Genomic DNA, 13,914 nt, shown 5'->3' on the forward strand with positions numbered 1-13,914 from the left:
TCACGGCCCCGGGCAGGGCCGGGTGCCGCGTGGGCCCGATGGGCCGAGGGCCGTCGTCGCGGCGGCCGGCTCAGCTCAGCCCCGCCGACCTCGCCCGTTCCACCGCGGGACCGATCGCTTCCGCCACCGCCGCCACATCGGCCTCCGTCGACGTGTGCCCGAGCGAGAACCTCAGCGTCCCCCGTGCCAGGTCCGGATCCGTACCGGTGGCCAGGAGTACGTGGCTGGGCTGGGCCACCCCCGCCGTGCAGGCCGAGCCCGTGGAACAGGCGATGCCCTGGGCGTCCAGGAGCAGCAGCAGGGAGTCGCCCTCGCAGCCGGGGAAGGTGAAGTGGGCGTTGGCGGGGAGCCGGTCGACCGGGTCGCCGCCGAGGATCGCTTCGGGGCAGGCCGACCGTACGGCCGCGATCAGTGCGTCGCGCAGCCCGCCGATCTCGCGTGCGAAGTCCGCCTGCCGCTCGGCGGCCAGCGTCCCGGCGACGGCGAACGAGGCTATGGCCGGGGCGTCGAGCGTTCCGGACCGGACATGGCGTTCCTGGCCGCCGCCGTGCAGCACCGGGACCGGGGTGTACTCGCGGCCGAGCAGCAGCGCGCCGATGCCGTAGGGGCCGCCGATCTTGTGGCCGGACACGGTCATCGCGGCCAGGCCGGACGCGGCGAAGTCCACCGGGAGCTGGCCGTACGCCTGGACCGCGTCGGCGTGCAGCGGGATCTCGAACTCGGCCGCCACCTCGGCGAGTTCGCGGACCGGCAGGACGGTGCCGATCTCGTTGTTGGCCCACATCACGGTGGCCAGGGCCACATCGGACGGGTCCCGTTCGATCGCCGCGCGGAGGGCTTCGGGGTGCACCCGGCCGTAGGCGTCGACCGGAAGGTATTCGACGGTCGCGCCTTCGTGGGCGCCGAGCCAGTCGACGGCGTCCAGGACGGCGTGGTGCTCGACGGGGCTGACCAGCACCCGGTTCCGGCGCGGATCGGCGTCCCGGCGGGACCAGAAGAGCCCCTTGACCGCGAGGTTGTCGGCCTCGGTGCCGCCGGCGGTGAAGACCACCTCGCTGGGGCGCGCGCCGAGCGATTCGGCGAGGGCCTCGCGGGCTTCCTCGACGGTACGCCGAGCCCGTCGCCCGGCGGCGTGCAGCGATGAGGCGTTGCCGGTGACGGTGAGCTGGGCGGTCATCGCCTCGACCGCCTCCGGAAGCATGGGAGTGGTCGCAGCGTGGTCGAGGTAAGCCATGGTGACCACGATTCTACGAGCTTCGGTTTGTCGGCCCGACGCCCGTCCCACCTGTCGGTCAGCCGCCGATGTTCCAGATCACGGCGCCGCTGGAGGTGACGAGCGCGGCCAGGACCACGAGGTCCGCGACACCGAGCGCCAGCGCGAGCAGGGCGCGTCCGCGGCGGGCGGTGCCGCGCCGGAGTGCGAGTGCGGCCAGCACGATGGCGGTCGGACCGAGGACGATGTTCAGCACGAGCAGGCCGAGCAGTCCGAGCACGAACGCGGCGACGGCCATGCCGTCGGCGTCGCGGGTGCCGATGCGGGTGGTGGTGCCGGTGCGGGCAGGGGCGGTGGTGCGGGTGGTGAGTTCCATGGTGCGGCTCCGTTACTCGGGCTCGGTCACTGATGCGCCGTCACTGGGGCGCTGTCACTTGGACGAGAGGCGCTCGCGCACGGCGAACACGACCAGCCAGCCGCCGATGACGAGCGCGGCGACCAGGGACACGGAGACCGGGAAGTGGGCCACGGCACCGAGCACGACTCCGAACAGGAGGAGAAGCGCGACGAGGGCAATCATCACTGTCCTTCCGAAGAACAGACGGACTCACGGGAGCGGACGGATCAATTCGGTGAACAGTTGTGAGTACGACTGTTCACTGACCAGTGAGTCTACGCTTCCCTTCGACGGAGAACGGTTGTTTACTGAATGGCATGAGTCACACCGCCGGAATCCGCCAGGCCCAGAAGCAGAAGACCCGCCAGGCCCTCCTGGACGCGGCCCTCGGGCTGCTGGAGGAACAGAGTCTCTCCAGCCTCGGACTGCGTGAGGTGACGCGCGCCGTGGGGGTCGCGCCGACAGCCTTCTACCGGCACTTCCGGGACACCGCCGACCTCGGCGTCGCTCTCGTCGAAGAGACCCTGGGTTCCCTGCACGGCCTCATCGCCGCCACGCTCGCGGAGACCGGCGACAGTGCGGTACGGATCGACACCACCATCGACCTCATCGCCGCCCTGGTCCGTACGCACCCCGCCCATGTCCGCTTCATCGCCCGCGAACGGCACGGCGGGGTCCAGCCGGTGCGCACGGCCATAGGGACCCAACTCCGCCTGTTCACCGAGGAGGTGGCCGCGGCGTTCGCGGGCGAGCCGCAGTCCGAGGGGTGGAGCCAGGACGATCTGCTGATGCTGGCGGGTGTCTACGTGGACCACATGGTGATGACCGCCTCGGTCCTGCTGGAGGCCGAGGAGGCCGGCCCGCAGGCGGTGGAACGCGCACGCGACACCGCGCGGCGCCAGATGCGCCTGGTCACCCTCGGCCGCCTGCACTGGCTCGACTGAGCCGCCGCCCGGCTCGTCACGGGCGGCGGCCCCCGATCGGCCCCGATCAGCCCCGCGGGGCCAGCGCCAGTTGGCGGGACTGGGCCACCAGCCGGTCCGCGCTGTCCCAGACCTCCGCGTCCTCCTCCAGGAATCCGCCCGCGAGGTTGCGCGTGACGATGGACACCCGGAGCGGACCGGGCGCCGGGCGGCAGCGGACATGGGTGGTGAGTTCCACCGTGGGCACCCAGCCCTTGATGCCGAGTTCGAACGCGGTCGGCGGCAGCGCGTCCACCGTCAGCAGCAGCGAGAGCGGGTCCGCGTCGCGGCCGTCCGCGAGCCCGAACCAGGCACGCATCTCCCCCTTGCCGGACGGTGCGCCGACTGCCCAGCCACAGGTGGCGGGGTCGATCTTGAGCATCAGGCGGTCGGTGATCGCGGACGATCCCGGAATGGGCGCGGGCCCGCCGGAGGAGCCGAGGCAGTGCTCGATCGGCGGGATGACCGGCGGCTTCGCCGTGGTGCGGACGTCGTCGGGGAGCGCGTCCAGGTCTCCGTACGAGGCGAGCACCCGGATCCGCTCGACCTCGGTGCCGTCCTCGGCGTACTGGAAGAGCGAGGCCTGGCCGGTGGAGAGGGTGCGCCCGCCGCGGACCAGTTGGGTGCGGATCACCGCGGGCCCCGGACGGGACGCCGTGACGTAGTGCGCGGAGACCGAGAACGGGTCGGAGTGCGGCAGGGCGTCGCCGAGCGCGCGGGCGATCACCGCCAGCAGATAGCCGCCGTTGACCGCCTGGATGATGGTCCAGCCCGCGGAGAGCTCCGCGTCGTAGACGCCTTCTTCACGACGGGTGACTGCGGTGTCGCGGTCGAACTCGCTGTCCCCGATGGATGCCTGTGCCATGGACAGCACCGTACACCGCAAAGTTACTCGTCGGTAGAGACGGCCGACGAGCGACGGTTCCAGGCCCGTGAGGCCCGCCAGTGGAACCGCAGCGCGAGCAGCCGCAGTACGAAGCAGGTGACGGCCGCGAGAGTGCCGGTGGTCGCGGTGAGCACGTCGAACCGGAGGAAGAGCACCACCATGGTCGCCCCCACGATCGCCGGTACCGCGTAGAGGTCACGGTCCCAGCGCACCAGCGAGGGCGTCTCGTTGGCGAGCACGTCGCGCAGCACACCGCCGCCGACCGCGGTCGCCAGCCCGAGTACGGCGGACGAGGTGAGCCCCAGCCCGTAGTCGTACGCCTTGGTGGTGCCCGTCACGCAGAAGAGCCCCAGCCCCGCCGCGTCGAAGACGTTCACCGCGCCCTGGATCCGCTCGACCTCGGGATGCAGGAAGAAGACCAGCGCGGCGGCTATCAGCGGCGTGACGAAGTACCCGAGGTCGGTGAAGGCCGCGGGCGGGATCGCGCCGATCACGATGTCGCGGAACAGGCCTCCGCCCAGCGCTGTGACCTCGGCGAACACCGCGATGCCGAAGACATCGAAGTTCTTCCGGACGGCGAGCAGCGCGCCGGAGATCGCGAACACGAAGATCCCGACGAGGTCGAGCGAATGCTGGACGGAGGCGTTGAAGAGGTCATGGAGCACCCGACAGTTCTACCTTTTACGACCGGGTCCGGTTGCTACCGGCCCAGCGGCCACCGGCCCGACTGCCGCCGGTCCGGTTGTTACTGGTCCAGCGCCGGCCTGCCGGTCGTGTACAGCCACTTGTCGAAGAGGTCCCCGAGGTGCTGCCCGGAGATCTTCTCCGCGAGGGCGGTGAACTGCGCCGTATCGGCGTTGCCGTAGCGGTGCGCCTTCGCCCAGGCGGGCAGCAGCCGGAAGAAGGCCTTGTCGCCGATCCGCTCACGCAGCGCCTGCAAGGTCATGGCGCCGCGCTGGTAGACGGCGGAGGCGAACATCGTGTCACGCTGCGGGTCGGCGACCTCCGTCTGCCAGAAGGACGAGGTGCCGGGGCGCGAGTTGTAGCCCGCGAGGAACGCGTCGTGGGCCGAGCGGGTGCCCCGGTGCTCGGCCCACAGCCACTGGGCGTAGGTGGCGAAGCCCTCGTTGAGCCAGATGTCCTTCCACTGCTTCACCGAGACCGAGTCGCCGAACCACTGGTGGGCCAGCTCGTGCACGATCGTCGACTCGTCGCGTACGGCCGAGTAGCTCGGCTTGGACTGGGTCTCCAGCGAGAACCCGGCCTGCGGCATGTCGTCGACGACCGCGCCGGTCTCCTCGAAGGGATAGGGCCCGAAGAGCTTCGACCAGTAGTCGGTGGCCTCGGCGGTCACGGCGTACACGTCGACGGCGTTGCTGTGGGCGAGCACCGGGTCGATCGCCACGTAGATCGGCGTACCGCCCGGGGTCCGTCCGGTCCTGACGTCGAACTTCCCGATGGAGGCGGTCGCGAGGTAGGTGGCCATGGGCTTCGACTCGCGCCAGTGCGCGACGGTGGACGCGCCCTGGGTACGGGTGGAGACCAGCCGCCCGTTGGAGACACCGGTGAGCCCCTCGGGCGCCTTGAGGGTGATGTCGAAGGTGGCCTTGTCGGAGGGGTGGTCGCTCGAAGGGAACCAGGTGGACGCCGCGTTGGGCTCACAGGCGACGAAGACCCCGTCCGAGGTCTTCATCCAGCCGTAGTCGGAGCCGAAGACGATCGGACCGCTGAGCGCCTGCGGCACGCCGCCGTAGACGACCTCGGCGGTGAAGGTGCGGCCCTTGCGCAGGGCGCCCGCGGGGGTGATCCGCATCTCGTCGCCGGAGCGCGTGAAGCGGGCGCGTCTGCCGTTCACCTCGACCGAGGTGACGTCCAGCTTCTGGAGGTCGAGGTCGAAGGACGAGAGGTTCTGGGTGGCGCGGGCCGTGAGCGTCGTACGGCCGTCGAGCCGGCCGGAGCCGGGGTCGTACGCGATGTCCAGCCCGTAGTGCAGGGCGTCGAAGCCGCCGTTGCCCAGCTGCGGGAAGTACGGGTCTCCGATCCCGGCGGACCCGGGTGAGGGTGCGGGGGATGCCGCGATCAGACAGAGGGACGCCGTCGCTGTCGCGAGGGCCGCCAGACGTGCCGAACGGGAGAGTGCCAAGAGTCTGCCCTTCGTGCGTGCGCCGTTGGTACGGACACACAGACTCTGCACTCCCCCGTTTCGGCATGTTCATGACTTTGCCAAGTCGTCATTGCCGCACCGTCGTTGCCACGTCACACGGCCGTTGCCACGTCACGCCGCCGTTGCCACGTCACGCCGTGGCTGCCACGCCGGCATGGGCGGCGCCCCGGCTACTTGCCGTCCGGCTCCTCGGCGGCGGGCGCCGGTGCGGGCACCTCGACGGGGGTTTCCTCCGGGTGGTGACAGGCCACCTGGTGCCCGGTCTTCAGCGCCACCAGCGGCGGCTCCTGCGTCTTGCAGACGTCCGTCGCCTTCCAGCACCTGGTGTGGAAGCGGCAACCGCTCGGCGGCGAGATGGGCGAAGGCACGTCCCCCTCCAGCCGGATCCGGTCGCTCTTGGCCCCCTTGCGCCGGGGGTCGGGCACCGGAACCGCCGAGAGCAGCGCCTTGGTGTACGGATGCATCGGCGACTCGTACAGCGACCTGCGGTCCGCCAGCTCGACGATCTTGCCGAGGTACATCACCGCGATGCGGTCCGAGACGTGGCGGATGACCGAGAGGTCGTGCGCGATGATCACGTACGTCAGGCCGAGTTCGCTCTGCAGGTCGTCCAGCAGGTTGACCACCTGCGCCTGGATCGACACGTCGAGGGCCGAGACCGGCTCGTCGGCGACGACGAGCTTGGGCCGCAGGGCGAGTGCGCGGGCGATCCCGATGCGCTGGCGCTGGCCGCCGGAGAACTCGTGCGGGTAGCGGTTGTAGTGCTCGGGGCTGAGGCCCACCAGCTCCAGCAGACCCTGGACCTCCTTCTTCACGCCGCCCTCGGGCTCGACGCCCTGGAGCCGGAAGGGGGTGCCCACGATCCCGCCGATGGTGTGGCGCGGGTTGAGCGAACCGTAGGGGTCCTGGAAGATCATCTGGACGTCGCGGCGCATCGGCCGCATCTGCCCCGCGGAGAGGTGCGTGATGTCCCGCCCCTCGAACTCGACCTTGCCGCCGGTCGGTTCGAGCAGCCGGGTGATCAGCCGGCCCATGGTCGACTTGCCGCAGCCGGACTCGCCGACGACACCCAAGGTCTCCCCCGGGTACACGTCGAAGGACAGCCCGTCGACCGCCTGGACCGCCCCCACCTTGCGCTTGAGCACACCCTTGGTGATCGGGAAGTGCTTGGCCAGGTCGGTGACCTTCAGGAGCGGCTCCGCAGCGGCTCCCGCGGAGTCCTTCGACGTCTGCTGCGGAACCTGCGCAGCGTTCTTCGTCTCATCAGTCACAGCTTCGGCGCAATCTCTTCGGTCCAGATCTTTTCCCGCTGGGGCCGCGACAGGTGGCACGCGGAGAAGTGCCCGTCGGTGCTCTCCCGCAGCTCCGGACGCTCGGTGCGGGTGATGTCGTCCTTGGGCACATCGGCGTACGGGCAGCGCGGGTGGAAGGCGCAGCCGGACGGGACGTTGATCAGGCTGGGCGGCGAGCCCTTGACGGGCACCAGCCGCTCGGTCTGCTCGCGGTCGATGCGCGGCATCGAGCCCAACAGGCCCCAGGTGTACGGGTGCTGGGGCTCGTAGAAGACCTTCTCGGCGCTGCCGCGCTCGATGCACCGGCCCGCGTACATCACCAGGAGGTCGTCCGCGATCTCGGCGACGACGCCGAGGTCGTGGGTGATGATGACGACCGCCGAGCCGAACTCCTGCTGGAGGTCGCGGATGAGGTCGAGGATCTGCGCCTGGACGGTGACGTCCAGGGCGGTCGTCGGCTCGTCCGCGATGAGCAGTTCGGGGTTGTTGACCAGGGCCATCGCGATCATCGCGCGCTGGCGCATACCGCCGGAGAACTGGTGCGGGTAGTCGTCGAAGCGCCGGCCGGGCTCGGGGATACCGACCCGGTCGAGCATCTCGACGGCGCGCTTCCTGGCGGTCTTCTTGTCGACCTTGTTGTGGACGCGGTACGCCTCCACGATCTGCGCGCCGATGCTGTAGTACGGGTGCAGCGCCGACAGCGGGTCCTGGAAGATCATGGCCATCTTCCGGCCGCGGAGGGCACGTACCCGCTCGGGTCCCGCCCCGATCAGCTCCTCGCCGTCGAGCCAGATCTCGCCGGAGATCCGGGCCCGGTCCGAGGTGTGCAGCCCCATGATGCCCAGCGAGGTCACGGACTTGCCCGAGCCGGACTCGCCGACGATACCGAGGGTCTGACCGGCCTTCAGGTCGAAGCTGACGCCGTCCACGGACTTGACCAGACCGTCGTCGGTGTCGAAGTGGATCCGCAGGTCCCGTACCGAGAGGAAGCCCTTGGCGTCGGTGGCCGTGCCGGTCGTGCCGCCGCTGTTCGCGGGCTCGCCCGGGTCCGTCTTGCGCACGTCGCTCATGAGAGCCTCACCCGGGGGTCGATCGCGGCGTACACGAGGTCCACCAGCAGATTGCAGACAACGATGAAGAAGGCGGCGACGAGCGTCACACCCATGACGACGGGCAGGTCGCTCTTGGTGACGCCCTCGATGGCGTAGGCGCCCATCCCCTGGAAGGAGAAGACCGTCTCGGTGATGACGGCGCCACCGAGCAGCAGCGCGAAGTCCATGCCGAAGATGGTCACCAGCGGGGTCAGCGCGGCGCGCAGACCGTGCTTGACGACGACGTTGCGCTCCCGCAGGCCCTTGGCCCGCGCCGTTCTGATGTAGTCCTCGCCCATGGTCTCCAGCATTCCCGCGCGGGTGAGCCGGGCGTAGAGCGCCGAGTACAGGAACGCGAGCGTGCACCAGGGCAGGACCAGATTCCAGGCCCAGTCCGCCGGGTTGGTCGTGAAGGGCACGAAGTGCACGTTGTCCCAGAGCGTCCAGTGGAAGCTGAACAGGGCGAGCGAGACCATGCCGGTGAAGAACATCGGCAGGGAGACACCGGCCAGGGCGACACCCATGGCCAGCCGGTCGATGATCGTGCCGCGCTTGAGCGCCGAGACCACACCGGTGGCCACACCCGAGACGACCCAGATGACCGCAGCACCGACGGCCAGCGACAGCGTCACCGGGATGCGCTGCTTGATCTCGGGCCAGATCGCCGAGTGGGTCTTGAAGGAGTAACCGAAGCAGGGCGCGTGGCAGACAGCCGGGTCGGGCCCGAAGTTGTAGTGCGCACCGGCGACGATGCCCTTGATGAAGTGCCAGTACTGGAGATACAGGGGCTGGTCGAGCCCCAGGTTCTTCTTGACGGCGGCGATGACGTCCGGGTCCGGGCTCTTGCCGACGTACTGGGCGGCCATGGAGTCGGTCGTCTGCCCGCCGAGACGGGGGACAAGGAAGAAGATCGCGAACGTGACTGCGCTGACCACCAGCAGCAGCAACACCGCGGCGAAGACGCGTCGGATGATGTACGCAGCCACAGCCGTGCGGCGCCGGGTCGGCCGGACGGGATACGCCCGGCCGACCCGGCACCTTCACCTGCCTTTCAGGGGGTGCTGTCGATGAACAGGTGTTACTTCTTGGTCGAGGTCATCAGCACGTAGTCGTACATACCGAGGTACGCGTCGGTGACCGTGACGTTCGCCGCCGAAGTCGGGCGGTACAGCAGGTTCTTGCGGTAGAAGAGCGGCACGACGGACGCGTTCTCCATGACCTTCTGGTCGACGTCGCCCCAGATCGCGTTGCGCGCGGTGGTGTCGACAGTGCCGATGCCCTTGACGAGTTCGGCGTTGATCGCCTTGTCGTTGAGCTCCATCAGGTTGGTGCCACCGGAGGCCTTGATCGCCGTGCCGTCGACGATCTGGTCGAGGAAGCCGTAGCCGGTCGGCCAGTCGGCGCCCCACGCCATCATCATCATTCCGGCGTTGTTCTTGTGGACCCAGGCCGGGACGCCCGCGAAGTCGGTGAAGTACTTGTCCGCCGGGAACGTCTTGATGTCGGCGGTGATGTTGATCTTCTTGAGGCTCTGCTGGAGCTGCGTGGCGTTGGTGACCTCGTCGGGACGGTCGGAACGCGCGGTCAGCGTGGTGTGGAAGCCCTTGGGCTTACCGCACTTGGCCAGGTACTCCTTGGCCTTGGCGACGTCACCCTTGTTGCCCGGCGTCGGGTACAGGTCGAACTTCTTGTAACCGGCCACGGTCGGCGGGATGACCGTCGTCGCCGGGTCGCCCTTGACGCTGCCACCGATGGAGTCGACCATGCCGGCCTTGTCGGTGACGTACTGGACGGCCTTGCGGCAGTCGACGTTGTCGAACGGCTTCACGTTGACGTTCAGCGCCAGGTACTGCAGGGCGCCGGCGTACGGGTTGTCCGTCTTCGCCTTCTCGGCGGGCTTGACCAGGACCTTCGGCTGCGTCTTCGACTGCAGTCCGGTGCCGTTGATGTCGGCGGTGGACGTGTCGTTCAGCAGGTGCTCGTCGACCGTGGTGGGGTTGACGTTCAGGTTCAGGACGATCTTGTCCGGCAGCGCCTTGCGGACCGGGTCGGTCTTCGGGTCCCACTGCGGGTTGCGGACCAGCGTCGCGCCACGGCTCTCGCTGTACGAAGCGAACTTGTACGGGCCCGAGGAGACCATGTGCTGGACATAGGCGGCGCCCTTGTCGGCCTTCGCCGGCACGGGGGCCGTCTGCGAGAAGGCCGCGAGGTAGTCCATGTCCGCGAACGGTTTGTTCAGGTGGAAGACGATCGTCGAGTCGTCCGGCGTCTCGATGGACTTCAGACCGTCCGCCGACTTGTCCTTGTAGGGACCCTTGTACTTGTCACCGCCCGCCAGGTACGCCTTGAAGTACGTCGGGCCGTTGGACAGCGCCTCGGGCGCGAAGTTGCTGCGCTCGATGGCCCACTTGACGTCCTTCGACGTGATCACGGTGCCGTCGTCGAACTTCACGCCCTTGCGGAGCGTGTACGTCCAGGTCTTGGCGTCCGGGCTGGCCTTGCCGAGCCCCGTGGCCAGGTCGGGCACGAGCTGGAGGCTGTCCTTGCCCGCGGCGGGCTTGAAGGTCACCAGGGCACGCGCGTAGAGGCGGGAGAAGTTCTGCACCCAGCCGTAGTACGTGTTGCCCGGGTCGAGGGAGTCGGGACCGCTGGAGTGCTCGTAGGTGACCGTCCCCCCCTTCTTGTCGGTCTTGTTGACGATGCTCGTCAGACCGGCGTCGGCCTTGGCGTTACCGCCGCTGCCTCCGCTGCCGCTGTCGCTGCTGCCACAGGCGGTCGCGGCCAGTCCCAGCGCCACCGTCACGGCTATCGCCGCTGCCGTCTTCCTGCTGTTCATCGTGAGGAAAGCCCCCTCGGTTGTCCGGTGCGGCACGGCCGCGATTACTTGCCACGGGGGTCGAGTGCGTCACGCAGCCCGTCCCCCAGCAGATTGAAGGCCAGCACGGTGATGAAGATCGCCATGCCGGGAATGACCATGAACATCGGGTCCACCTGGTAGAGGTCGACCGCGGTGGACAACATGCCGCCCCAGGAGGCCTGCGGCGGTGCGATACCGACACCGAGGAAGCTCAGGGACGCCTCGAAGAGGATGTTGGTGGGAATCAGCAGCGTCGAGTAGACGAGGATCGGCGCGATCAGGTTCGGCAGCAGCTCGCGGAAGAGGATGAACGGGCCGCGCGCGCCCAGCGAACGGGCCGCCTCGACGAACTCCCGCTCCCGCAGGCTCAGCGTCTGCGCGCGGACGATCCGGCCCATGTAGGGCCAGTTGAAGAAGCCGATCACGAAGATCAGTACGACGATACGGAGCGTCAGACCGTCCAGGCCGAACGCGTGGCCCTGGAGCGAGGCCGAGATGGAGATCGCGAAGAGCAGCAGCGGGAAGGCCAGGAACGTGTCCATCAGCCGGCTGATGCCGCTGTCCACCCAGCCGCCGTAGAAGCCCGCCACCACGCCCATCACGACGCCGATGACGACGGAGAGCAGCGTGGACCCTGCGGCGACGACCAGCGAGACCCAGGAACCCTCGATGATGCGCGCGAGGATGTCCCGGCCGGTCTGCGGTTCGACGCCGAGCGGATGGCTCCAACTGATGCCGCCGAAGCTGCCCTTGGGCGCCAGCAGGGTCGGGTCGACCAGGCTCTGGTGGAAGCTGTTGGGGTCGAGTCCGAACATCGCCTGGATCGGCTTGGACAGGATGGCGACCAGGACCAGCAGGAGCACGACGATGCCGCCCGCCATGGCGACCTTGTCCCGCTTGAAGCGCGTCCAGGCGATCCGGCCGAGCGACCGGCCCTCGATCTGGCTCTGCGTGGCCCCCGTGAGTACTGCCTCCGGCTGCGCTTCGGCAGTCGCTCCGGTGGTCTCGATCGGTGCGGTCACAGTGCCTTAGACCCCTCCCGGCCGGTGGTGGCCGGCCCGTACCTGCCGCGGTGGCGGCTGCTGTGCGTGAAGCGCATCGGGTGATGCCACTGGTGGTGTCACTGAGCTGAGTTGATGCCGCTGTGCTGAAGCACCGGACGGGTCCTCAGCGGCATGTCGCACACGGACACGACGATGCGCGTTAGCGGGGAGTCTTCATGGCGGTTGCGATCACCCGCCAGACCTGACGGGGAATGTTTGCGCAAACGTGATGCGCTCAATGAGCTTCCGTTATCCGGACGTCGGAGGCGGCTGAGCGGTAAACCTGCGTACGAATCCCGCAGATCGGACATGGCGCCCAACAGGCGCTATCGGCGCTTTAATTGGGACGGTCAGCCTACCGGCGGGTACCCGTACCCGGCCGCCGGTGCGGGCGCCACCTGGGCCTCGCGGTCGTAGAACGGACGGGAGTTGGCGCGCAGCCACATCCCGACCGGGTCGTACTCGTCGGACATCGCCACGGTCGAGACGGGCAGCCCATCGGGCACGGCGGCGATCGACTGCTGCATCATCGCCCGCACGGAGTCGATGGACTGCTGGCTCGTGTCGTACAGATCGAGACCGATGGCCAGATAGGGCGTGCCGAGCGCGGGCTGCACCCAGACGCGGCGCAGGGAGCGGACCGCGGGCGTGTGGTGGGCGCTCTGGGTGAGCAGCGCGTAGAACTGCGGGATGTCGATGGCCGGTTCGGACAGCCGGAGCGGCCCGGCGGGCATCCGGTCGAGGCCGGTGGCGATCCGGCGCAGATCGGTCCACGGGATGCCGACACCGCCGCCGGGGGCGTGCGGGTTGAGCCAGATGCCCCAGCGGTCCGGGTAGAGGGACCGGGCGAGGTCGCGCCCGGTGACCACTTCGTGCGAACGGTTCCAGCCGGAGACCGCGAGTTCCTGGGCGGAGGTCACGCAGGGGGCGTAGCCGAGGCCTTCGATCTCCATGTTCCCGTACTGGGCGTCGGGTGCTCCTGCCTGGCCGTGCCAGAGCAGCATCCAGACCTGGCTGTCGGCGAGTGCGTGCAGCAGTGCCTCGTAGGCGTCGTACCGCCCGGGGGTCACCTGGCGCAGCATGTGCTCGACCTGCCCGGCCGCCGCCGTGCCCGACGCACTCACTCTGGGTTCCGCCCCTCTTCGATCCGCCTTCCCCCGGCTACCGCCGGGAGGCAACCCCACCGGCCGCCCGCCCACCGGTCATTCCACGCATCCAACCAGCTTAGGCCGGTCCGTGCCCGGTCACCCCCTACGACGCGGACCTGACATAGAAGGGCCTGATCTTCTCCAGCATCCAGTCGGCGACCGGGTCCTGTGCCACGTCCAGCAGGACGAGGTTGACCGGCCAGGGGACCGCGACCCGGCCGAGTGCCCGGCCGAGCGCGTCCATCGGGGCGTTCTGGCCCGCACCGTCCCAGGTCGCGAACTCGACGCCGACGAAGAGGACCGGGTCGCCGCCCTCGATGGAGGCGAGCGCCCGGCGGGCCGAGCGCACCACGCCCGTCTCCTCGAACTCGCCCGCCGCCGCGGAGAGGAAGTCGACGGGCTCCTCCTGCCAGTCCGGTTCGAAGAGCCGCACCCGGCCGCCGGTCGCCGGGCCGTCCAGCGAGGTGTGTCCCGCCCGGCACAGCTCGGCCACGGCGGGCGGCGGCAGCGGCATGCCGACGGCGCCGCCCGGGTTCACCGCGATGCCCGCCTGCGGCGGCAGTCCGCGGGCGAACTCGACCGCCGGAGCCACCGTGAAGGAGAAGTGCGAGCCCATGCACCGGACGAACTGCGCCTCGGAGCTGAAGACCGGGACGTACGCCGCGCCCTCGATGTCGAGCATGGGCAGATCGAGCGAACTGCTGTCGTTCCCACCGCCGTTGGGCAGCGGGACCCAGACGCTGCTGCGCCCCAGCACCTCGATCAGCCGGCCACCCGCTTCGGGGTTGCCGATCGAAGCGGCCAGTACCTCTTCGAGCTCATTGCCCGGCCATGCCATGTCCACCGAGGTATCCCCTTCTC

The 13,914-nt window shown here is 69.3% G+C and carries 14 protein-coding genes; 1 reads left to right on the forward strand and 13 read right to left on the reverse strand.

The window, feature by feature from the left end:
• Positions 1-70: 70 nt before the first annotated feature.
• Genes NBY69_RS01085 through NBY69_RS01095 form a run of 3 tightly spaced genes read right to left on the reverse strand, consistent with a single transcriptional unit; the run spans position 71 to position 1,793 of the window.
• Positions 71-1,234, reverse strand: coding sequence for a cysteine desulfurase family protein (locus NBY69_RS01085; protein ID WP_250297670.1), 1,164 nt, complete (start codon positions 1,232-1,234; stop codon positions 71-73).
• Between the two features lie 58 nt (positions 1,235-1,292).
• Positions 1,293-1,589 (reverse strand): DUF4190 domain-containing protein, encoded by a 297-nt coding sequence (locus NBY69_RS01090; RefSeq protein ID WP_250297671.1) that lies wholly within the window; start codon positions 1,587-1,589, stop codon positions 1,293-1,295.
• 54 nt (positions 1,590-1,643) lie between these two features.
• On the reverse strand, positions 1,644-1,793 hold the full coding sequence (locus tag NBY69_RS01095; RefSeq protein WP_250297672.1) for a hypothetical protein: 150 nt from the start codon (positions 1,791-1,793) through the stop codon (positions 1,644-1,646).
• Positions 1,794-1,927: 134 nt separating this feature from the next.
• On the opposite strand from NBY69_RS01095, the gene NBY69_RS01100 reads away from it, so the two are divergent.
• Complete coding sequence (locus NBY69_RS01100; RefSeq protein ID WP_250297673.1) at positions 1,928-2,554, forward strand: TetR family transcriptional regulator; 627 nt, start codon at positions 1,928-1,930, stop codon at positions 2,552-2,554.
• A gap of 46 nt (positions 2,555-2,600) precedes the next feature.
• Here the strand turns inward: NBY69_RS01100 and NBY69_RS01105 are convergent, their stop codons facing one another.
• From NBY69_RS01105 to NBY69_RS01150, 10 genes are all read right to left on the reverse strand, one after another.
• Complete coding sequence (locus NBY69_RS01105; protein WP_250297674.1) at positions 2,601-3,437, reverse strand: thioesterase family protein; 837 nt, start codon at positions 3,435-3,437, stop codon at positions 2,601-2,603.
• Positions 3,438-3,460: 23 nt separating this feature from the next.
• The gene (locus NBY69_RS01110; RefSeq protein WP_250297675.1) at positions 3,461-4,123 is read right to left on the reverse strand and encodes a trimeric intracellular cation channel family protein; all 663 of its coding nucleotides are present in this window, start codon (positions 4,121-4,123) and stop codon (positions 3,461-3,463) included.
• Positions 4,124-4,203: 80 nt separating this feature from the next.
• Entirely contained in the window at positions 4,204-5,601 is a 1,398-nt protein-coding gene (locus NBY69_RS01115; RefSeq protein WP_250297676.1) for a M1 family metallopeptidase, read from the reverse strand.
• Positions 5,602-5,792: 191 nt separating this feature from the next.
• A complete protein-coding gene (locus NBY69_RS01120; protein WP_374211178.1) occupies positions 5,793-6,893 on the reverse strand; it encodes an ABC transporter ATP-binding protein in 1,101 nt (366 codons plus the stop codon).
• Positions 6,890-7,984 (reverse strand): ABC transporter ATP-binding protein, encoded by a 1,095-nt coding sequence (locus NBY69_RS01125; protein ID WP_250297677.1) that lies wholly within the window; start codon positions 7,982-7,984, stop codon positions 6,890-6,892. Before NBY69_RS01125 ends, NBY69_RS01120 begins: the two co-directional genes overlap by 4 nt.
• Positions 7,981-8,991 carry an ABC transporter permease gene (locus tag NBY69_RS01130; RefSeq protein WP_250297678.1) on the reverse strand — a complete coding sequence of 337 codons (1,011 nt, stop codon included), beginning with the start codon at positions 8,989-8,991 and terminating at the stop codon, positions 7,981-7,983. Before NBY69_RS01130 ends, NBY69_RS01125 begins: the two co-directional genes overlap by 4 nt.
• A gap of 92 nt (positions 8,992-9,083) precedes the next feature.
• Positions 9,084-10,841, reverse strand: a complete 1,758-nt coding sequence (locus tag NBY69_RS01135) for an ABC transporter substrate-binding protein (RefSeq protein WP_250297679.1) — start codon at positions 10,839-10,841, stop codon at positions 9,084-9,086.
• A 44-nt stretch (positions 10,842-10,885) separates the two neighbouring features.
• A complete protein-coding gene (locus tag NBY69_RS01140) occupies positions 10,886-11,884 on the reverse strand; it encodes an ABC transporter permease (protein ID WP_250297680.1) in 999 nt (332 codons plus the stop codon).
• Between the two features lie 371 nt (positions 11,885-12,255).
• A complete protein-coding gene (locus tag NBY69_RS01145; RefSeq protein ID WP_250297681.1) occupies positions 12,256-13,029 on the reverse strand; it encodes an enhanced serine sensitivity protein SseB C-terminal domain-containing protein in 774 nt (257 codons plus the stop codon).
• Positions 13,030-13,156: 127 nt separating this feature from the next.
• Positions 13,157-13,891, reverse strand: a complete 735-nt coding sequence (locus tag NBY69_RS01150) for an enhanced serine sensitivity protein SseB (protein WP_250297682.1) — start codon at positions 13,889-13,891, stop codon at positions 13,157-13,159.
• Positions 13,892-13,914: the final 23 nt, after the last annotated feature.

The organism is Streptomyces sp. A 4/2 (assembly GCF_940670765.1).
Taxonomy (GTDB): domain Bacteria; phylum Actinomycetota; class Actinomycetes; order Streptomycetales; family Streptomycetaceae; genus Streptomyces.

What these genes read in the sequence shown, in the direction of transcription:
- NBY69_RS01085 (WP_250297670.1), bottom strand. Translation starts at nt 1,234, where the DNA reads ATGGCTTACCTCGACCACGCTGCGACCACTCCCATGCTTCCGGAGGCG.
- NBY69_RS01100 (WP_250297673.1), top strand. Translation starts at nt 1,928, where the DNA reads ATGAGTCACACCGCCGGAATCCGCCAGGCCCAGAAGCAGAAGACCCGC.
- NBY69_RS01090 (WP_250297671.1), bottom strand. Translation starts at nt 1,589, where the DNA reads ATGGAACTCACCACCCGCACCACCGCCCCTGCCCGCACCGGCACCACC.
- NBY69_RS01095 (WP_250297672.1), bottom strand. Translation starts at nt 1,793, where the DNA reads ATGATTGCCCTCGTCGCGCTTCTCCTCCTGTTCGGAGTCGTGCTCGGT.
- NBY69_RS01150 (WP_250297682.1), bottom strand. Translation starts at nt 13,891, where the DNA reads ATGGCATGGCCGGGCAATGAGCTCGAAGAGGTACTGGCCGCTTCGATC.
- NBY69_RS01125 (WP_250297677.1), bottom strand. Translation starts at nt 7,984, where the DNA reads ATGAGCGACGTGCGCAAGACGGACCCGGGCGAGCCCGCGAACAGCGGC.
- NBY69_RS01105 (WP_250297674.1), bottom strand. Translation starts at nt 3,437, where the DNA reads ATGGCACAGGCATCCATCGGGGACAGCGAGTTCGACCGCGACACCGCA.
- NBY69_RS01135 (WP_250297679.1), bottom strand. Translation starts at nt 10,841, where the DNA reads ATGAACAGCAGGAAGACGGCAGCGGCGATAGCCGTGACGGTGGCGCTG.